Origin of the sequence: Burkholderia sp. JKS000303, assembly GCF_002563755.1 — a bacterium.
GTDB lineage: Bacteria > Pseudomonadota > Gammaproteobacteria > Burkholderiales > Burkholderiaceae > Burkholderia > Burkholderia anthina_B.
In genome coordinates, this window is record NZ_PDBZ01000004.1 from 348,549 (window position 1) to 368,120 (window position 19,572).

Annotated in this window: 16 protein-coding genes; 5 read left to right on the forward strand and 11 right to left on the reverse strand. The window is 66.4% G+C overall.

The features are described 5' to 3' along the window. Positions 1-334: 334 nt before the first annotated feature. The 3 genes from mscL to BX604_RS34880 all read right to left on the reverse strand — a co-directional run bounded on the left by mscL (position 335) and on the right by BX604_RS34880 (position 2,944). Complete coding sequence (mscL, locus tag BX604_RS34870) at positions 335-766, reverse strand: large conductance mechanosensitive channel protein MscL (RefSeq protein ID WP_098555970.1); 432 nt, start codon at positions 764-766, stop codon at positions 335-337. 260 nt (positions 767-1,026) lie between these two features. After that, complete coding sequence (locus tag BX604_RS34875) at positions 1,027-2,184, reverse strand: tetratricopeptide repeat protein (protein WP_098555973.1); 1,158 nt, start codon at positions 2,182-2,184, stop codon at positions 1,027-1,029. A 79-nt stretch (positions 2,185-2,263) separates the two neighbouring features. Beyond that, positions 2,264-2,944: a PspA/IM30 family protein gene (locus BX604_RS34880; RefSeq protein ID WP_098555976.1), complete on the reverse strand. Its 681-nt coding sequence runs from the start codon at positions 2,942-2,944 to the stop codon at positions 2,264-2,266. A gap of 439 nt (positions 2,945-3,383) precedes the next feature. Between BX604_RS34880 and BX604_RS34885 the strand changes: the two genes are divergently transcribed. Beyond that, positions 3,384-5,903, forward strand: coding sequence for a penicillin-binding protein 1A (locus tag BX604_RS34885; protein ID WP_179894946.1), 2,520 nt, complete (start codon positions 3,384-3,386; stop codon positions 5,901-5,903). A gap of 86 nt (positions 5,904-5,989) precedes the next feature. Here BX604_RS34885 and BX604_RS34890 read toward each other — a convergent pair whose 3' ends face one another. From BX604_RS34890 to mfd, 4 genes are all read right to left on the reverse strand, one after another. Beyond that, a complete protein-coding gene (locus tag BX604_RS34890) occupies positions 5,990-6,517 on the reverse strand; it encodes a DUF3574 domain-containing protein (protein WP_257146500.1) in 528 nt (175 codons plus the stop codon). 76 nt (positions 6,518-6,593) lie between these two features. Beyond that, positions 6,594-7,613 (reverse strand): threonine/serine dehydratase, encoded by a 1,020-nt coding sequence (locus BX604_RS34895; RefSeq protein WP_098555984.1) that lies wholly within the window; start codon positions 7,611-7,613, stop codon positions 6,594-6,596. Positions 7,614-7,675: 62 nt separating this feature from the next. Continuing rightward, a complete protein-coding gene (gene argE / locus BX604_RS34900; protein WP_098555987.1) occupies positions 7,676-8,896 on the reverse strand; it encodes an acetylornithine deacetylase in 1,221 nt (406 codons plus the stop codon). 95 nt (positions 8,897-8,991) lie between these two features. Continuing rightward, entirely contained in the window at positions 8,992-12,462 is a 3,471-nt protein-coding gene (gene mfd / locus BX604_RS34905) for a transcription-repair coupling factor (protein ID WP_098555990.1), read from the reverse strand. Positions 12,463-12,570: 108 nt separating this feature from the next. On the opposite strand from mfd, the gene ispD reads away from it, so the two are divergent. Then, entirely contained in the window at positions 12,571-13,281 is a 711-nt protein-coding gene (gene ispD, locus BX604_RS34910) for a 2-C-methyl-D-erythritol 4-phosphate cytidylyltransferase (protein WP_098555992.1), read from the forward strand. 28 nt (positions 13,282-13,309) lie between these two features. Next, positions 13,310-13,795 carry a 2-C-methyl-D-erythritol 2,4-cyclodiphosphate synthase gene (gene ispF, locus BX604_RS34915; protein ID WP_098555995.1) on the forward strand — a complete coding sequence of 162 codons (486 nt, stop codon included), beginning with the start codon at positions 13,310-13,312 and terminating at the stop codon, positions 13,793-13,795. A gap of 134 nt (positions 13,796-13,929) precedes the next feature. Here ispF and BX604_RS34920 read toward each other — a convergent pair whose 3' ends face one another. The 4 genes from BX604_RS34920 to ompR all read right to left on the reverse strand — a co-directional run bounded on the left by BX604_RS34920 (position 13,930) and on the right by ompR (position 17,407). Further along, positions 13,930-14,457 (reverse strand): carboxymuconolactone decarboxylase family protein, encoded by a 528-nt coding sequence (locus BX604_RS34920; RefSeq protein WP_098555998.1) that lies wholly within the window; start codon positions 14,455-14,457, stop codon positions 13,930-13,932. A 75-nt stretch (positions 14,458-14,532) separates the two neighbouring features. Beyond that, positions 14,533-15,081: a peroxiredoxin gene (locus tag BX604_RS34925; protein WP_043188036.1), complete on the reverse strand. Its 549-nt coding sequence runs from the start codon at positions 15,079-15,081 to the stop codon at positions 14,533-14,535. A 189-nt stretch (positions 15,082-15,270) separates the two neighbouring features. Further along, the gene (locus tag BX604_RS34930) at positions 15,271-16,632 is read right to left on the reverse strand and encodes an ATP-binding protein (protein ID WP_098556000.1); all 1,362 of its coding nucleotides are present in this window, start codon (positions 16,630-16,632) and stop codon (positions 15,271-15,273) included. Positions 16,633-16,672: 40 nt separating this feature from the next. Next, the gene (gene ompR / locus BX604_RS34935; protein ID WP_370542727.1) at positions 16,673-17,407 is read right to left on the reverse strand and encodes an osmolarity response regulator transcription factor OmpR; all 735 of its coding nucleotides are present in this window, start codon (positions 17,405-17,407) and stop codon (positions 16,673-16,675) included. Between the two features lie 258 nt (positions 17,408-17,665). Here ompR and BX604_RS34940 point away from each other — a divergent pair, with 258 nt between their 5' ends. Next, positions 17,666-17,944 carry a hypothetical protein gene (locus BX604_RS34940; RefSeq protein ID WP_098556004.1) on the forward strand — a complete coding sequence of 93 codons (279 nt, stop codon included), beginning with the start codon at positions 17,666-17,668 and terminating at the stop codon, positions 17,942-17,944. A gap of 118 nt (positions 17,945-18,062) precedes the next feature. Further along, a complete protein-coding gene (locus BX604_RS34945; RefSeq protein WP_098556006.1) occupies positions 18,063-19,562 on the forward strand; it encodes a DUF1800 domain-containing protein in 1,500 nt (499 codons plus the stop codon). The last annotated feature ends 10 nt before the right edge of the window (positions 19,563-19,572 follow it).

Consider the following 19,572-nt stretch of genomic DNA (forward strand, 5'->3'; position numbering starts at 1 on the left):
CGCCTCAAAAACAATTGCAAGAAATGCGGCACTTTCATGCGACCCACTCCCGGCTATGTACGCCGCATGTCGATCCTTTATAGCACACGAAAATGCTGCACTCGTGCGGTACGACGATCAATGTCTCCCGTCGACCCGCTTGCCACGATGATCGACACAGCCAGCGTCTTGGCGCCCGTACTGTCGTTTAGTCTCCATCATAGACCTGCTTTTCCCGCGCGTGCATTCGCTCGTCACAAAAAAGTGAGATAAGCCGCGCGCGGCGATGCGCGGCACGCGCCCATGAAAAAGGCCCGCACATGGCGGGCCTGGTGGATGCGGCGCGGCGCGGTGCTCAGCGTTGCTTGAGCGAATCGCGGATTTCGCGCAGCAGCACGGTGTCTTCCGGCGTCGCGGCCGGCGCGGCTTCTGCCGGCTTGCGCAGCTTGTTGATGAATTTCACCATCAGGAAAATGATGAACGCGAGAATGATGAAGTTGATCGCCACCGTGATGAACGAGCCGTAGCCGAACGCGGCGACGCCGGCGGCCTGCAGGTCCTTGAACGAATCGGGGTTGCCCTTGAACGTCGGGGGAATGGTGCCGAGCAGAACGAACTTGTTCGAGAAATCCAGGCCGCCGGTCAGCACGCCGATGACCGGCATGATGAGATCTTTGACGATCGAGTCGACGATCTTCGAGAATGCGCCGCCGATGATCACGCCGACGGCGAGATCCATCACATTGCCCTTGACGGCAAATTCCTTGAATTCCTTGATGATGCTCATGAGCGGCTTTCTCCTGGTTGGGCGAGGGGAGGCGTGCCGCGACGCGCAGGGCTGCGAAACGTCGGATGGGATCGGGGGCACGCCGATGGTCGCATGATAGCGAACGTACCCCATTGCCGGTAGCCTATCTTGAAATGATTGACAAATTCGGCAGGCCGGCGCGAGTGGAAATGAAAGGAAGTGCGCTGCAGGTCGCTGAAAGGACGCGCGGTGGTCGTCGCGGGCGTCGCGTCATGCGTCGACGCCCGCGGTCGTGATGCTCAGCTGTTGTCGTCGGTCCAGCCGTCGTCGTTGCTGCCGAGATCGACACCGCCGCCACCGTTGCCGTCGCTCCAGTTGGAGTCGTCGCCGCGGCCGAGGTCAAAGCCCTGGCCGTTGTCCTGCCGCCGGCGCGGGTCGTCGACGATCACGTCGCGCTCGACCACGCGCTCGCGGCCGCCCGACATCGCTTCGCCGAGCAGCACGCCGGTCAGCAGCCCGCCCATGCCGCCGCCGAAACCGCCGCCTTGCTGAACCACGACGGTCGGTTGCTGTTGCGGCGGGTACGGTTGCTGCTGATACGGCTGGCCTTGCATGCCGGTGACGCGATCGGCTTCCTGTGCGTACACCGAGCCGTTGCCGTTCTGCTGCGCGGGCTGCGCGCTCGGGTCGGGGCGACCTTCGACACGTGCCTTCACGCTTGCATGACGCTGTTCGAGTTCGTCGATGCGATACGGCGGCACCGGGTTCTTGCCGTTCGACAGCGCTTCGACGAGCCCGCGCGCATCGGTCTCGATGCCTTCGAGCTCGCCCGTGAGCGCGGCGGCGCCGGGCGCGGTCGACAGCCGCGCATCGAGCTTGAGCGGGCGGATGTCGTTGAGCACGTCGGTCGCGCGCTTCAGTTGCGAGCGGCGTTCGTCGTCCGCGCGACTGTCGTCGGCCGAGCGCGCGCGGCGCAACGTCCATCGCAGCACGAGTGCGATGGCTGCGATGAGCAGCGCGAGGCCGATCCACATGCCGGTCGACGGGCCGTGCTTGGCGACCGGCGCGGCCGGTGTGAGCGACGACTGCAGCGAGCCGGACTGCGTCGCCGACGGCGCGTTGCCGCTCGTGCGTGCGGCGTCCGCGCGGATGCGCGATTCCGTTTGTGCGAAGTGTGACGCGTCGGTGAAGCGCAGCTGCGGATCGAGCGATTTCGCGCGCTGCAGTTGCGTCAGCGCGTCGGACGCCCGGCCTTCGCGGTCGAGCACCTGCGCGTACAGGTAGCGCGCGTGCGCGTTGTTCGGATGGGCGTCGATGACTTGCGAGAGCTGCGTGTCGGCGTTCTGCCAGTCACGTTGTGCGATCGACTGCTCGACTTGCTGCAGCGACGGTACCGCAAATGCGGCGGACGACAGCAACATCAACGAGAAGCCGAGTGCGGCGAGAGATTTCTTCATGGTCGAACCGGGCGCGAGCGCCCGTCTCCTGACGATCGGTACGCGCCGCGAACCCGGTCGGGCCACGGCGCGGTTGCCGTTACTGCGCGGGCGTGTCGAGTTGCTTCTTCAGCGCGGCGAGGCGATCCTCGACCGACGGGCCCTTGTTCAGCGCGGCGAGCTTGTCGTCGAGCGCCTTGCCGCTCGACGTGTCGGCCGAATTCAGGCGGGCGTCCGAGCGTGCGTTCTGCAGCGCGACCTTGTCTTCCAGCTTCTGGAAGTCTTCGGACAGGTTCTTGCCGCCGATACCGCCCAGCGCGCCGGCGGCGACGTCCTTCGCCTGCGCGATTTCCTGCTTGGCCTGCAGGATGTTCGAGCGCGCGTTCAGATCGTTGCGGCGCTGACGCATGTCGGCGATCTGCCCCTTCAGTTTGTCGACCGACGGTTCGAGCGTGGTCAGCTCGGCCGCGAGCGCATCGCGTTCGGCTTCCGCATTCGACTGCGCGGCGAGCGCCTCGCGTGCGAGCCCTTCGTCGCCGGACTGCAGTGCGCGCTTCGCGCCGTCTTCGTACTTCTTTACCTTGTCGTCGGCCGCATCGCGCTTGCTGCGCTGGGTCGCGACCTGTGCTTCGATTTCGATCAGCGAATTCTCGGCACGGCCGATGCTGTCGTCGAGCTCCCGCACGATCTGCCGTGCGTCGCGCGACGGATCCTGTACCGAGTCGGCCGCATCGTTCAGCAGGCCTTTGATCGTGCGCGAAACAGAGTCGAAAAGCGACATGAAATCCTCCGTGGTTGAAAAACGCCGCGTCAGCGCGGCAGTGCCCGTCGCGGGCCGGTTACGGTCCGCAAGAGCCGGCGGATATTACACCGCCGGCCCCTTAAATACGGCTTAAGCGCCGAAGTTCAAGCAGCGTGCGTGCGCGTTGTTTCGACCTTTCGTATTTGAAAGGAAGCCGCCGGCACGCGTGGGGTGCGTGTCCATGATAGGTCGAGGATGCCGCCAATACGTTCCGCAATTCGCGATCGTGCGGGAATTTTTACAAAAAATCGCGAAGTCGGTCGGTCGATTTCATTAAAATGCGCTGTCACGTCGCGGGAACGGATCGCCGCGCGGCGGGGTCTGTCGACGTGACAGTTGCCGCGATGCACCCACTCTGATTCATCCGCTTGCATTTCCGCATGCATCCGAGGGCGCCATGTACGCCCGCCATTCCGACATGCCAATCATCAAACGACCGTCTTCTTCTTCCGACCGGAAAGAACCCCATTACTCGTTGCGCCGTTCGCCGTCGGGCGCCTATTACCCCGATGACGACAACGGCGACAACGACCGTCGCACGCCGCGCAGCGGAGGCGGGGGCGGTGGCCGCCGCTCGTTCGGCTCGCGCGTCATGCTGTGGTTCGTCGGTCTGTTTGCGACGCTCGCCGTCGTCGGCGCGCTGATCGTCGGCTACGCGCTCGTCGTGATGGCGCCGCAACTGCCGTCGCTCGATGCGCTGACCAACTATCAGCCGAAGGTGCCGCTGCGTGTGTTTACCGCCGATCACGTGCTGATCGGCGAGTTCGGCGAAGAGCGCCGCAGCCTCGTGCGCTTCCAGGACATTCCCGACGTGATGAAGAAGGCGGTGCTCGCGATCGAGGACTACCGTTTCTACGAACACGGCGGCGTCGACTTCGTCGGCATCCTGCGCGCGGGCGTGGCCGACCTGCTGCACGGCGGCGCGCGCCAGGGTGCGAGCACGATCACGATGCAGGTTGCGCGCAACTTCTTCCTGTCGAGCGAGAAGACCTACACGCGCAAGATCTACGAGATGCTGCTCGCGTACAAGATCGAGAGGGCGCTGACGAAGGACCAGATCCTCGAGCTGTACATGAACCAGATTTATCTGGGTCAGCGCTCGTACGGTTTCGCGGCTGCTGCGCGCGTGTATTTCGGCAAGGACCTGAAGGACATCACGCTCGCGGAAGCGGCGATGCTCGCGGGGCTGCCGAAGGCGCCGTCCGCGTATAACCCGGTCGTCAATCCGAAGCGCGCGAAGGTGCGTCAGGAATACATCCTGAAGCGCATGCTCGAGATCGGCTACATCACGCAGCCGCAATATGACGAGGCGGTGAAGGAAGAGATCCACGTGCGCACGCCGGGCAACCAGTACGCGGTGCACGGCGAGTATGTCGCCGAGATGGTGCGGCAGATGATGTACCAGCAGTACAAGGACGAAACCTATACGCGCGGGCTGACCGTCACGACGACGATCAACTCGGCCGACCAGGAAGCGGCGTACCAGGCCGTGCGTCGCGGCATTCTCGACTACGAGCGCCGCCACGGCTATCGCGGGCCGGAAGGTTCGATCAACCTGCCTGCGGCCGGCGACGATCGCGACGAGGCGATCGACGACGCGCTCGCCGATCACCCGGACAACGGCGACCTGCAGTCGGCCGTCGTGCTGTCGGCGTCGCCGAATGCGGTCGACGTGCAGTTCGTCGGCGGCGCGACGACGACGATCGGCTCGGCCGGGCTGCGCTTCGTGTCGGCCGCGCTGAGCCCGCGTGCGAACGCGACGCTGCGGATCAAGCCGGGCTCGATCGTGCGCGTGATGAAGGACGGCAAGACGGGCTGGCAGGTCGTGCAGTTGCCGCAGGTCGAAGGCGCGCTCGTCGCGATCGCGCCGCAGGACGGTGCGATCCGCTCGCTCGTCGGCGGCTTCGACTTCAACAAGAGCAAGTTCAACCACGTGACGCAGGCGTGGCGCCAGCCGGGTTCGTCGTTCAAGCCGTTCATCTATTCGGCCTCGCTCGACAAGGGCATGGGGCCGGCGACGATCATCAACGATGCGCCGCTGTACTTCCCGCCGAGCGTGCCGGGCGGCACCGCGTGGGAGCCGAAGGACGACGACCAGCCGGACGGCCCGATGACGATGCGCACCGGCCTGCAGCGTTCGAAGAACCTCGTGTCGATCCGGATCCTCGCGTCGATCGGCACGCAGTATGCGCAGCAGTACGTCACGCAGCGCTTCGGCTTCGATCCGGCCAAGACGCCGCCTTACCTGCCGATGGCGCTCGGCGCGGGTCTCGTCACGCCGCTGCAGCTCGCGACCGGTTATGCGGTATTCGCGAACGGCGGCTACAAGGTCGATCCGTACCTGATCGCCGAAGTCGACGACGCGCGCGGCCAGCCGCTGCAGAAGTCGCAGCCGGTGGTCGCGGGCGGCACGGCGCCGCGCACGATCGAGGGCCGCAACGCGTACGTGATGAACAGCCTGCTGCATACGGTCGCGACGGCCGGCACGGGTGCGGGTACCAACGTGCTCGGCCGCAGCGACCTGCAGGGCAAGACGGGTACGACCAACGACGCGAAGGACGGCTGGTTCGCCGGTTATCAACAGTCGCTCGTCGCGGTCGCGTGGATGGGCTTCGACCAGCCGAAGAGTCTGGGCAGCCGCGAATTCGGCGCGCAGCTCGCGCTGCCGATCTGGGTGAACTACATGCGCACCGCGCTGAACGGCGTGCCCGAGCAGCAGATGCCGATGCCGGACGGCCTGACGACGATCGACGGCGAGCTGTACTACGCCGATCGCACGCCGGGCAACGGTTTCGTCGCGAGCGTCGACATCAACCCGGCCGCGAACGCGATCAGCGCGAACGATGCGCTCGGCTCGGCCGGCGCGGCGGGCCTCGCACCGCCGCCCGTCACGCCGCAGGAGAAGCAGCAGATCATGGACATGTTCGAGAGCAAGTAAGCGGGACTCGGATGTTTCGCATTCGACGGGCGCCTTCGGGCGCCCGTTTTTTTATGCGGCGTCGAGCGCAAGCCGCATGGCGCGACTCAGAACGATGCGCAGGCCGGCACGACGATGATGCCGACCGACTGCTGCCGGAAGCGCTCGACGTAGGCGTGCCGGATCGCCGCGAGCCGCGCGTGCGTATCGGCCGTATCGTCGGCGACGATACGGACCACGAACCCGGCTTCCTGGAGGATCCGGCCGGTGGCGCGATCGCGCCATTGGCCGCGGGTGTCCCAGACCGTGAAGCCGTCCGGAAAGCGCGGCGTGACGACGTCGGCGAGGAAGGCGGCGCGTTGCGCATCGGTGACGGGGTCGCGTTCCGCGATATCGCGCCCGAACAGCAGGTCGGCCTGCAGCATCCGATGCGCGTCGGGCTGCGCGCAGACGGGCGGGGTGGCGGCGACGGGAGAGGGCGGGGCCGCGCAACCGGCGAGCAGCGCGATCGCGGCAGCGCCGATGATCTGCCGCGAGCGGCGTCGCCACGCTGCGGGACAGTCGTTCGGTGGCGGAATCTGCCTATTTCGCGTCCGGCACCCTTCGCTCGCGTAAAACGCTGCGCGTTCAACCACTTGCGTGTTTGTCCGGCGGGTTATCAACAGGGCTGTCAACATAAACTGGGGATAACCCTGAGTACCTGCTGCGAGGTCAGTGCTGCAGTTTCGCGTGCGCGAGATGCATGCCGAGCGTGGCGGGGTCGGTATTGGTGCCCGACAGCAGCACACCGACCCGCTTGCCCTGCAGCGTTTCGCGCAGCGGGCCGAGCAGCGCCGCGAGCGGTGCCGCGCACGCCGGTTCGACCGACAGCTTCAGGTGAGAGAACAGGAACAGCATCGCCGCGCGCAGCGCGTCGTCGGACACCGTGACGATGCGGTCGATATGACGCCGGCACAGCTGGTAGCTGTATTCCTCGGTATGGGGCGCCATCAGCGAATCGGCGATGGTCTGCATCGCGCCCATCTTGATCGTGTGATTGGCCGCGAAGCTGCGGCTCATCGCGTCGGCGCCTTCCGGTTCGACGCCGTACACGTGCACGCGCGGATTCGCGAGCCGCAGCGCGGTCGCCATGCCGGCCGCGAGCCCGCCGCCGCCGATCGGCACGATCACGGCGTCGAGATCGGGCGTTTGCGTGGCCCATTCGTAGCCGAGCGTCGCGGTGCCGAGAATCGTGTGATAGCCGTTGAACGGATGGATGAAGAAGCGGCCTTCCTCGGCCTCGATCCGCCGCACGAGGTCGAATGCCTGCGACGCGCTGCCGGCGAGCACGACTTCCGCGCGGTACTGCTTGCACTGCGCGATGCGCGTCGGGCTCGCGGTGTGAAACATCACGACCTTCGCGCTGCTGCCGAGCCGCATCGCCGCATACGCGACGGCGGCCGCATGATTGCCGGCCGACACGCACGTGACGCCGGCGTTCTTGCGCGCCTGGTCGAGTGCGAGCAGGTGCGTGAACGCGCCGCGCGCCTTGAAGCTGCCGCTCGCCTGCAGCAGCTCGAACTTGAAATTGACGTGCGTGCCTTCGAGGGACGGCAGGTCGGCGCGCTCGAAGACGGGCGTGCGCGCGACCCACGGCGACAACGCGAAATGCTGCGCGGCGATGTCGTCGAGCGTCGGAATCGGCTCGCCGTCGATCGTCGTATGGGCGGTGCCCTGTTGTTCAGTCGACATGACGTGGCGTGTGGCGCGAGTGAGCCGACCCGCTCACGCAGGCCGGCGTGGGCGGGTGGCGGTCAGTGTGCGTCGACCGACATGCTGCGGATGAACTTGCGCAGGAACTGCTCGCAGCTCGCGAGCTGCGCGAGCTCGACATACTCGTTCGGCTTGTGTGCCTGTTCGATGTTGCCCGGCCCGCAGACGATGCTCGGAATGCCCGCGCGCTCGAACAGGCCGGCCTCGGTGCCGTAGGCGACCTTGCGCTTGTCCTGGTCGGCCGTCAGTGCGCGCACGAGCTGCGTGATCGCGGCCTGTTCGGTGGCGTCGAGCCCCGGCGCCGCGGCGATCTTCGAGAACTCGATCGCGGCGTTCGGATGCTCGCGCTGCATCTGCGGCAGCAGCGTATCCCGCGCATACGCTTCGATGCGCGTGAAGATCTGCTCGGGATCGAGCGTCGGCAGGTTGCGGAACTCGAAGTCGAACCGGCATTCGGCCGGCACCGTATTGATCGCGTTGCCGCCCTGGATCGTGCTTGTCTGCGCGGTCGTGAACGGGACGTCGTACAGGTCGTCGAACGGGCCTTCGGCGCGGAAACGGTCGGCGAGGTCGCGGATGTGGCAGATGAGGCGTGCCGCATATTCGATCGCGTTCAGGCCCTTCGGCGTCAGCGACGAGTGCGCCGCGTGGCCGCGCACGCAGCAGCGGTACGCGTTGATGCCCTTGTGCGCGATGATCGGGCGCATGCTGGTCGGTTCGCCGACGATGCAGCCGGACGGCTTCACGCCGCGCTTGACGAGATCGGCGATCAGCAGCGGCGCACCGGCGCAGCCGATTTCCTCGTCGTAGGACAGCGCGAAATGAATCGGCTTCGCGAGCTTGGTCGTCTGCATCTCGGGCAGCAGCGCGAGCGCCGTGCCGATGAACCCCTTCATGTCGCACGTGCCGCGGCCGTACAGGCGGCCGTCGCGCAGCGCCGGTGCGAACGGATTGCTGTCCCACTGCTGGCCGTCGACCGGCACGACGTCGGTGTGCCCCGACAGCACGATGCCGCCGTCGGTCGAGCCGTCATGCGCGGGCACCGTCGCGAACAGGTTCGCCCAGCCTTCGCGCGGATCGTGCGTGAGCGTCGACACGATGCCCTTCGCGGCCAGCGCGTCGCGCACCGTTTCGATCAGGCCGAGGTTCGGCACGCGGCTCGTCGTGTCCATCGACACCAACTGCTTGATCCAGGGCAGGCCGACGAGCGAAGCGTCGCCTTGGTCGGCGGCGGGCGGGGCCGTCGCGTCGAGAGTGGACATGGCAAAACTCCGTCAGAGGAATGGGAAAATCATACTCAAAAACGCGTCGGCCCGCCTTCGCCCGGCGCAGTGCAGTGCAGCATCGCCGCGCGCCGTCAGCGCGCCGCGCTGGTCGCGCCCGGACGCGGTGCGAGCGCGCGCAGCGTTTCCTTGATCGTCGACACGCGGATCGCGAGATCGGGCGAGCGCGTCTCGATGCGCAGCTTGTCCTGGCCCGCGAGCTTGATGTGCCGGTGTTTCTGCACCATCTCGATGATCCGCATCGGATCGATCGGCGGGTTCGGTTCGAACTGCAGCCCGATCGCGACCTCGCTCGCGTCGATCTTGACGATGCCGAGCGGCTTCGCGGCCAGCCGCAGCCGGTGCGTTTCGACGAGCGCGTGCGCCTGCGGCGGCAGCTTGCCGAAGCGGTCGATCAACTCTTCCTGGATGCCGTCGATCGCGTCGCCGTGCTCGCAGTTCGCGAGACGCTTGTACAGCGACAGCCGCTCCTGCACGTCCACGCAGTAGTCGGCCGGCAGGATCGCGGGCGCATGCAGGTTGATTTCCGTCGTCGCGGCGAGCGGGGCGGTGAGGTCGGGCTCCTTGCCGTTCTTCAGCGCCTTCACCGCGTCGTTGAGCATGTCGGTGTAAAGCTGGAAGCCGATCTCGTGGATCTCGCCCGACTGCTTGTCGCCGAGCACCTCGCCGGTGCCGCGGATCTCGAGGTCGTGCATCGCGAGATAGAAGCCCGAGCCGAGTTCCTCCATCTGCTGGATCGCCTCGAGCCGGCGCTGCGCCTGCTTGGTCAGTGCCTGCGGGTCGTGGACCAGCAGGTACGCATAGGCCTGGTGGTGCGAACGGCCGACGCGGCCGCGCAACTGGTGGAGCTGCGCGAGGCCGAACTTGTCCGCGCGATGCATGATGATCGTGTTCGCGCTCGGCACGTCGATGCCGGTCTCGATGATGGTCGTGCATAGCAGCACGTTCGCGCGCTGCGCGACGAAATCGCGCATCACGCGCTCGAGTTCGCGCTCGTGCATCTGGCCGTGCGCGATCGCGATGCGTGCTTCGGGCACCAGTTCCTCGAGCATCGCCTTGCGATTCTCGATCGTCTCGACTTCGTTGTGCAGGAAGTACACCTGGCCGCCGCGCTTCAGCTCGCGCAGCATCGCCTCGCGGATCACGCTTTCTTCCTCGCGGCGCACGAAGGTCTTGATCGCGAGCCGCTTCTGCGGCGCGGTCGCGATCACCGAGAAGTCGCGCAGCCCCTCGAGCGCCATCCCGAGCGTGCGCGGGATCGGCGTCGCGGTGAGCGTCAGCACGTCGACTTCCGCGCGCAGCGCCTTCAGCGCTTCCTTCTGGCGCACGCCGAAGCGGTGTTCCTCGTCGATGATCACGAGGCCGAGGCGCTTGAACTGCACATCCGACGACAGCAGCTTGTGCGTGCCGATCACGATGTCGACGCTGCCTTCGTTGATCTGCGCGATCGCCGCATTCACTTCCTTGGTCGTCTTGAAGCGCGACAGCTCGACGATGCGCACCGGCCAGTCGGCGAAGCGGTCGGCGAAGGTCTGCGTGTGCTGCTCGGCGAGCAGCGTGGTCGGCGACAGCAGCGCGACCTGCTTGCCGCCCATCACCGCGATGAACGCGGCGCGCAGCGCGACTTCGGTCTTGCCGAAGCCGACGTCGCCGCACACGAGGCGGTCCATCGGCTTGCCGCTCGTCATGTCGCCGATCACGGCCGCGATCGCGGCGGCCTGGTCGGGCGTTTCCTCGAAGCCGAAGCTCTCCGCGAACTTCACGTAGTCGCGCGGCTCGAGCGCGAATGCATGGCCTTCGCGGGCCGCGCGGCGCGCGTACAGGTTCAGCAGCTCGGCGGCCGTGTCGCGGATCTGCTGCGCGGCCTTGCGCTTCGCGCGCTCCCACTGGCCCGAGCCGAGCGCGTGCAGCGGCGCGCTGTCGGGATCGGCGCCGCTGTAGCGCGAGATCACGTGCAGTTGCGCGACCGGCACGTAGAGCTTGCTGTCGCCCGCGTATTCGAGATGCAGGAATTCGGTTTCGCCTTCGCCGAGATCCATCGACACGAGACCCATGTAGCGGCCGATGCCGTGCTGCGCATGGACGACCGGGTCGCCGACCTTCAGCTCCGACAGGTCGCGCACCATCGCGTCGACGTTGCTCGCCTGTTCCTGCCGGCGGCGGCCCGCGCGGCGGCCGAGCGCGCCGTACAGCTCGGTTTCGGTGATGAGCGCATAGCCTTCGCCCGGCACTGCGAAGCCGCTTGCGAGCGGCGCGACGCCGAGCGCGAAGCGCGCATCGCTTGCGAGCCAGCTCGCGAAGTCGTCGTTCGACGACGGCCGCAGGTGATGTTCGGCGAGCAGCTGCAGGATCGTTTCGCGGCGACCGGCCGATTCGACGGTCAGCAGCACGCGCTTGCCGGATGATTCGACGAACGTGCGCAGCGCGGCGAGCGGATCGTCGGCGTGGCGGTCGACCGTCAGCTCGGGCAGCCCGGTCGCCCAGCCGCCGGCCGGCTGCGCGGGCAGCACGACGCGCGCGAACGGCTTCGCGAACGCGAAGAAATCCTCGTCCGACAGGAACAGGCGCTGCGGCTCGAGAATCGGCCGCTCGCGATCGTGCGACAGGAAGGCGTGGCGCTGCTTCGTGTCGGCGGTGAAGCGGCGGATCGACGTTTCGAGATCGCCGGCGAACATCAGGTGCGCGTCCTGCGGCAGGTAGTGGAACAGCGTGGCCGTTTCGTCGAAGAACAGCGGCAGGTAATACTCGATGCCGGCCGACGGCACGCCGCTGCCGATGTCCTTGTAGATCGGCGCGCGGCTCGGGTCGCCCTCGAAGGTCTCGCGCCAGCGGCTGCGAAAGGCCGTGCGCGCGGCTTCGTCGAACGGGAATTCGCGGCCGGGCAGCAGGCGCACGTCGCGCACCGGGTAGAGGCTGCGCTGCGTGTCGGGATCGAACGCGCGGATCGAGTCGACCTGGTCGTCGAACAGGTCGATCCGGTACGGCAGCGGCGAGCCCATCGGGTACAGGTCGATCAGCGAGCCGCGTACGCAGTATTCGCCGGGCCGCACGACCTGGCTCACGTGTTCGTAGCCGGCCAGCGTCAGCTGTGCTTTCAGCTTCGCCTCGTCGAGCCGCTCGCCCTGCGCGAACGCGAACGTATAGGCGGCCATGAACGACGCGGGCGGCATCCGGTACAGCGCGGTGGTCGCGGGCACCAGCAGGATGTCGCAGCGTCCCTCGCCGAGGTCGTGCAGCGTCGCCAGTCGCTCGGAGACGAGATCCTGGTGCGGCGAGAAGGTGTCGTAGGGCAGCGTTTCCCAGTCCGGCAGCAGGCGCACGCGCGCGGCGGGAGAGAAGTAGCGAAGCTCCTGCGACAGCCGCTGCGCGTCCACCGCGTTCGCGCAGATCACCGCAAGGAGCGGGACCGCGTCGCGGTTATCGGCAAGATAGCGGGCGATGGCGAGCGCGTCGGCGGAGCCGTGCGCGCCGTCGAAGGCAAAACGCTGGCCCGGTTTGACGCGGGCGACGGGCGAAGCGAACGGGTTGGAAGCGTTGTCTGGCATAGGGACGGCAGGGGTGGCGTGCACGGGCGCAGCGCGGTGCGCCGGTCGAGACGAAAGACCTATTATAAAATCCGCTTCTCGATTTCACCTTTCCGGCGTTCTCCTTTCGTGACTCCCCGACTTTTCGCCCTGATTCCCTGTGCCGGCACGGGCAGCCGTTCCGGTTCGGCCGTGCCGAAGCAATACCGAACGCTGGCCGGCCGCGCGCTCCTGCATTACACGCTCGCCGCGTTTGACGCGTGCAGCGAATTCGCGCAGACGCTCGTCGTCCTCGCGCCCGACGACACGCACTTCGACGCGCGCCGCTTCGCGGGCCTGCGCTTCGCGGTGCGCCGCTGCGGCGGCGGCTCGCGCCAGGCGTCGGTGCTGAACGGGCTGCTCGAGCTGGCCGAATTCGGCGCGACCGACCAGGACTGGGTGCTCGTGCACGACGCCGCGCGCCCGGGCATCACGCCGGAGCTGATCCGCACGCTGGTCGCGACGCTGAAGGACGACCCGGTGGGCGGCATCGTCGCGCTGCCGGTCGCCGATACGCTCAAGCGCGTGCCGGCCGGCGGCGACGCGATCGCGCGCACCGAGTCGCGTGACGCGCTGTGGCAGGCGCAGACGCCGCAGATGTTCCGCATCGGCATGCTGCGCGACGCGATCCTGCGCGCGCAGCGCGAAGGGCACGACCTGACCGACGAGGCCAGCGCGATCGAATGGGCCGGCCATACGCCGCGCGTCGTACGGGGCAGCCTGCGCAACTTCAAGGTCACGTACCCGGAAGATTTCGCGCTCGCGGAAGCGATTCTCGCGCGCCCCGCGAACGCTTCCTGACTTTCACCTCATCTCAACCGGAATACGCATGGACTTCAGAATCGGACAAGGCTACGACGTGCACCAGCTCGTATCGGGGCGCCCCCTCATCATCGGTGGCGTGACGATTCCGTACGAGCGCGGCCTGCTCGGCCACTCGGACGCCGACGTGCTGCTGCACGCGATCACCGACGCGCTGTTCGGCGCGGCGGCGCTGGGCGACATCGGTCGTCATTTCTCCGACACCGATGTGGCGTTCAAGGGCGCGGACAGCCGCGTGCTGCTGCGCGAATGCGTCGCCCGCGTGAAGGCGGCCGGCTTCACGATCCAGAACGTCGACAGCACCGTGATCGCGCAGGCGCCGAAGCTCGCGCCGCACATCGACGGGATGCGCGCGAACATCGCGGCCGATCTCGGGTTGCCGCTGGAGCGCGTGAACGTGAAGGCAAAAACCAACGAGAAGCTCGGCTATCTCGGTCGCGGCGAAGGCATCGAGGCGCAGGCCGCCGCATTGCTGGTGAGGCAGGGCGCCTGACGGTGTCGCGAAGCGGCGTGCAGGTTACGCCGCCGCAATGAAAAAATGCCACGCGCTTGCGTGGCATTTTCGTTTGACGGCGCCGGCGCGGCGCAGCCCCCACGGGCCGCACCGTGCCGCCGCACGGCGGCCGGTTACTCGCCTTCGGCGGCGATCACCTGTGCGGCGGCGTTGATCACCGACGCGATGCGGCCGACGTCGCGCAGCTGCGTCGTCGTCATGCCTTGCTCGTCCTTCAGCAGCGCATAGTGCGACTTCACGCAGAAGTGGCACTTGCCGACGATCGACGCGGCGAGCGCGTACATCTCGAACCGGCGCTTGTCGACGCCGCCGTGCGACGCATACGCACCCATCCGCAGCTCGGCGCGCTGCGTTTTCAGGTCGGCGTCGTCGGCCATCTCGACATACGGATACCAGGTGTTGTTCATCCCCATCAGCGCGGCTGCCGTCAGCACGGCATTCGTCTCTTCGGGCGACAGCACGCCGGCTTCGCGGATCGTCTTCACCAGCACGGTGCTCTTCGCCGCGACCGCCGCTGCCAGCGCGACGCCGACTGCATCGGTGCCTTCGAGCGACGAGCGCGAGATCGTGCCGTCGAGGTTCAGGCGAATGTCCTTCGCGTAGTCGGGGATACGTGCCTTAATCGAGTCGATGAATTCCATTGATATCTCCTATGGGTTGGCCGTTAAAAAAGCCCGCAGGCAGGTCGTGCGCCGCGGGCTTCGTGCATCGTGCGCTTACAGCGTTGCGCCACCGACTGCACGGTTGCACGGGCACAGTTCGTCCGTTTGCAGGCCGTCCAGAATGCGCAGGACTTCTTCCGGGCTACGGCCGACGTTCAGGTTGTTCACCGAAACGTGCTGGATCGTGTTGTCCGGGTCGACGATGAACGTCGCGCGCAGCGCAACGCCGGCTTCCTTGTCGCGCACGCCGAGCTGGTCGATCAGCTCGCCCTTGACGTCGCCGAACGAGTAGTGGTTCAGCTTGTTCAGGTCCTTGTGCTCACGGCGCCATGCGAGCTTCACGAATTCGTTGTCCGAGCTGCCGCCGAGCAGGATGGCGTCGCGCTCTTCGAACTGCTTCGTCAGCTTTGCGAATTCGACGATTTCCGTCGGGCACACGAACGTGAAATCCTTCGGATAGAAGTAGATGATCTTCCACTTGCCCGGGAACGACGCTTCGGTGACGGTCTCGAACGCCGACTGGCCGTTTTCCTCGTGATTGTTGAAGCCCGGCTTCGCGGCTACGACGGTGAATGCTTCGAGTTTATCGCCCACGGTTTTCATGCGGATACTCCTGTATGAGTTGGGAAGAAGACTGAGTCAAGCTACCTCGGTGCTGCAACGTTGATGTGACAGCATGGGGAAAACTATAACACTATTAGCAAGACGCTTCAATAGATTTTGACTAACGAACCCCATAGTTTTTTTCAACCGCCGCGATAGTGTGCCGCGCAAGAACCATGCGCGAACGTGTCATGCGGTCGCACGCGCCTTGCCGGCGCCAGGGAATTCGAGGGTGACTTCGAGGCCCGCTTCGGGGCTGCGGTTGCGCAGGCGCAGCGCGCCGCGATAGCGGCCGACGAGCCGCAGCACGATCGCCATGCCGAGCCCCGTGCCGTCCGCCTTGGTGCGGGCCGTGTCGACGCGGTAGAACGGCCGCATCACGAGCGGCAGCTGGTCCTCGGGGATGCCGGGGCCTTCGTCGCTGACCGACAGCTCGACGCGCGCGTGCGTGACGCGCGTTTCGAGCGTGATGCGCGACACGCCATCCTCGCGGCTCTGGCCGTACTTGCGTGCGTTCTCGACGAGGTTGCCGATCACGCGGCGCATGTCGGTTTCGTCGGCTTCGATCACGGCGCTCGGCGCGAGCCGCGTGCGGATCTCGACGCCGTCCTCGCCCGATACGCGTGCAGCGACTTCCTGCACGATCGACGACAGGTCGACCGGCTCCGGCTTGCGCTGGGTCGGGCGTGCGTAGTCGATGAACGCCGCGATGATGCGGTCCATCTGCTCGATGTCGTCGACCATCGCGTCCTTGGTCGCCTGGTCGGACGGGCTCATCTCGGTTTCGAGCCGCAGCCGCGCGAGCGGCGTGCGCAGGTCGTGCGAGATGCCCGCGAGCATCAGCGCGCGATCGGCCTCGAGCTGTTCGAGGTCGCGCACCATCTGGTTGAAGCTGCGGTTGGTGTCGGCCGCGACGCCCATCCCGCGTTCGGGCAGCGGTTCGGGCGCCTGGCCCGAACCGACCTGGCGCGCGGCGAGCGCGAGCCGCGAGAACGGCCGGTTCACGAGGCTCGTGATGAACGCGGAGCCGAACAGCGACAGCGCGAGCGCGAACAGGCCCCAGCCGGCCCACTGCAGGCCGGTGACGTTGTCGAGCTGGTCGCGGTCGAGCGCGACCCAGTAGTCGTCGTCGTCGATCTTGAAGCTGATCCACACGCCTGGGATGTCGTTGACCGACTGGGCGATCACGGTGTCGTCGCCGAGACGGCTGCGGATGTCGTGTTCGATCAGACGATTCAGCGATTCGTCGGGCTGCAGCTTGAACTTGTCGGTTTTTTCGCGCGGGTAAACGCGCACGCCTTCGTTGCTCTCCAGATCCTGCAGCAGCGCGCGCCGCAAATCGGGATCGGAATAGAGCAGGGCGGTGCGCGTGAGCTTCACGACCGCGACGAGCTGGAGCGCGACGCGCTGCGCGCGCGGCTCCCGCTCGATCACGCGAAAGCTCTGGAACCACGCGGCGAGACTGACCGAGATCAGCAGCGCGATCAGCAGGAAGGTGCGCCAGAACAGCCCGCCGAACGCGAGCTGCAGGAGGCGCCGGTCGATACGCATGGGACGGGCCGAGGACAGGCGAAACCGGAAAGAGAAGAGATCAGGCAGCGCCGTCCGGAATGAACACGTAGCCGAGGCCCCAGACGGTCTGGATGAAGCGCGGGCTGCCCGGATCCGGTTCGATCAGCTTGCGCAGGCGCGAGATCTGCACGTCGAGGCTGCGGTCGAACACTTCGTATTCACGGCCACGCGCGAGCTCCATCAGCTTCTCGCGCGAAAGCGGCTGGCGCGGATGACGCGCGAACACCTTCAGCACCGAGAATTCGCCGGTCGTCAGCGGAATTTCCTGGCCCGACTTCGTCAGCGTGCGTGTTGCGAGATTCAGCGAGAACTCGCCGAACTCGAACACCTCGGTGGTTTCGGACGGTGCGCCCGGCAGTTCGGCCGGTGCCTGGCGGCGCAGCACCGCGTGAATGCGCGCGACGAGTTCGCGCGGGTTGAACGGCTTGGGCAGGTAGTCGTCGGCACCCATCTCGAGGCCGACGATGCGATCGACGTCCTCGCCCTTCGCGGTGAGCATGATGATCGGCGTGCGGTCGTTGCTGCCGCGCAGACGGCGGCAGATCGACAGGCCGTCTTCACCGGGCAGCATCAGGTCCAGCACGAGCAGGTCGAAGCGCTCGCGCACCCAGAGTTTGTTCATCGCGGTCGCGTTCTCCGCGACGTATACGTTGAAACCCTGCTCGCCGAGATAGCGGCGCAGCAGATCGCGCAGGCGCGGGTCGTCGTCGACGACGAGAATCTTGGAGGGGTTTTTCGTTTCCATGAACGGCATCTTATCGCGAATGGGAAATCACGCACGGTCGCGTATTTTCAGGCGTTACAGTCAGTTACAAAATTTACCCGTAGTGTCGTAGAGAGTAAAGGCACGCTATAGAGATTCCTTTACTCGAAGCCGAAATTCGGTAGATACTCCCCTGCACTCCATCTTTCATCTTTGCACACCCGAATTCCGCAGGGTTTTTCAAGTACCAGAGGTAACCGGTTGCCGCGTGACGAAGGGAACAAATCGACCAGAGAAGCGAGGACGGTCATGCGATCTGCCCGGATTGCACTGATGCTGACGATCGCACTTGCCGGTCCATATGCGTCGAACTTCGCGTATGCGCAGCGCCCTGAACAGGGTGCTTGGTCGCGCAAGATGCCGCGCGGCAAGGCGTCGCAGTCCGACCGCACCGCCGACGCGGCGGTCCGTTCCGCCGTGCCTCCCGATCTCGAGCAGCACCGCCGCGACGGGCACATGACGCCCGAAGAGCGCCACCTGCTGCGCCAGCACATCGAAGACGCCGTCCGCGAACTGTACAAGCGCTGAGCCGCGCGTCGTTCCCGCCGCACGAAAAATTCCGTAGCAATTTTTCCGTCAACTTTCGCCCGCGCCCCGCCGTTGAACCGGCATCCGCACCGACGGTGCGTTCCGGGAGTTCCAGACGATGAAAGCGCATGCTGCCGCATCGGTTTCACCCGCGATGCAGGCACCACTCGACGCCGACGATGCGTCGTTTTTCCTGAGCCGTACCGGCTTTTCTCCTGCTCCCGCCGAGGTTGCCCGTGTCGTCGGCACGACGCGCGCGCAGGCCGTGGCCGACCTGCTCGCCGACGTGCGCCGCGAACCCGTGATGACATGGCCCGACTGGGTTGCCGAACTGCCGCCGACACGCGCGCAGCGTCAGGCGCTGACGCCCGACATGCGCCGCGACGAGCAGCGCGAACGCAATCACCGTTACGATGCGTTACGCGCTGCATGGGTCAACGAGATGATCGTGACGCCGTCGCCGCTCACCGAACGCATGACGCTGTTCTGGCATGGACACTTCACGTCGGGGCAGGACAAGGTGCCGTATCCGCAGACGATGGCCGCGCAGAACGCGCTGTTTCGCCGCGAGGCGCTCGGCAACTTCGGCACGCTGCTGCATGCCGTCGCGAAGGATCCGGCGATGCTCCAGTATCTCGACGGCGCGAGCAATCGCAAGGGGCGTCCGAACGAGAATTTCGCGCGCGAGGTGATGGAGCTGTTCACGCTCGGCGAAGGGCATTACACGCAGCGCGACGTCACCGAAGCCGCACGCGCGATGACCGGCTGGAGCATCGATCCCGATACGCTGCGCTTCGTGGTGCGACCCGAGTGGCACGATGCGGGCGACAAGACGATTCTCGGCGAGACCGGCGCGTTCGACGGCGACGGGTTTCTCGACATCCTGCTGAAGCGGCCCGACACCGCGCGCTTCATTGCAGGCAAGCTGTGGCGCGAGTTCGTTTCCGATACGCCGGACGCCGGTGTGCTCGACACCGTTGCCGAGCGGTTTCGCGCGAGCGGCTACGACATCCGTGCGGCGCTCGCCGAGCTATGGTCGACCGATGCGTTCTGGGATCCGCGCAACCGCGGCGTGCTCGTGAAGTCGCCGGCCGAATTCGTGGTCGGCTCGGTGCGGCTGTTCGACGTCGCGTACGGCGATCCGCAGATGCTCGCGAACACCGTGCGCACGCTCGGGCAGAACCTGTTCTATCCGCCGAACGTGAAGGGCTGGCCGGGCGGCGCGCTGTGGATCAACAGCACCACGCTGCTCGCGCGCAAGCAGTTCGTCGAGCAGTTGTTCCGGGCGACCGAGACGGCCGGTATTCGTGCGCCGGCCCATGCGATGACGCCGCCACCGAATGCCCGCGCGCGCGTGGTGCCGGTGGCCGACACGGCGGCTTCGGCTGGCATGCACGGCGCGCCTGCCAAACCCATGCGCGGTGGTTTGCGGTTCGACCTCGAGCGCTGGCTCGCGCAGTATCGCGCGCGACCGCAGGCGACGGCGGGATTGTCGATCGAGCTTCAACTGCAGCATGCGGTGCTGCCGGTGTCGCCCGTTGCGGCGATCGACACGGACTCGACCGGCAGCGCGTATCTCGAGGCGCTGCTGATGGACCCGGCCTATCAACTGAAATGACGAAAACGAC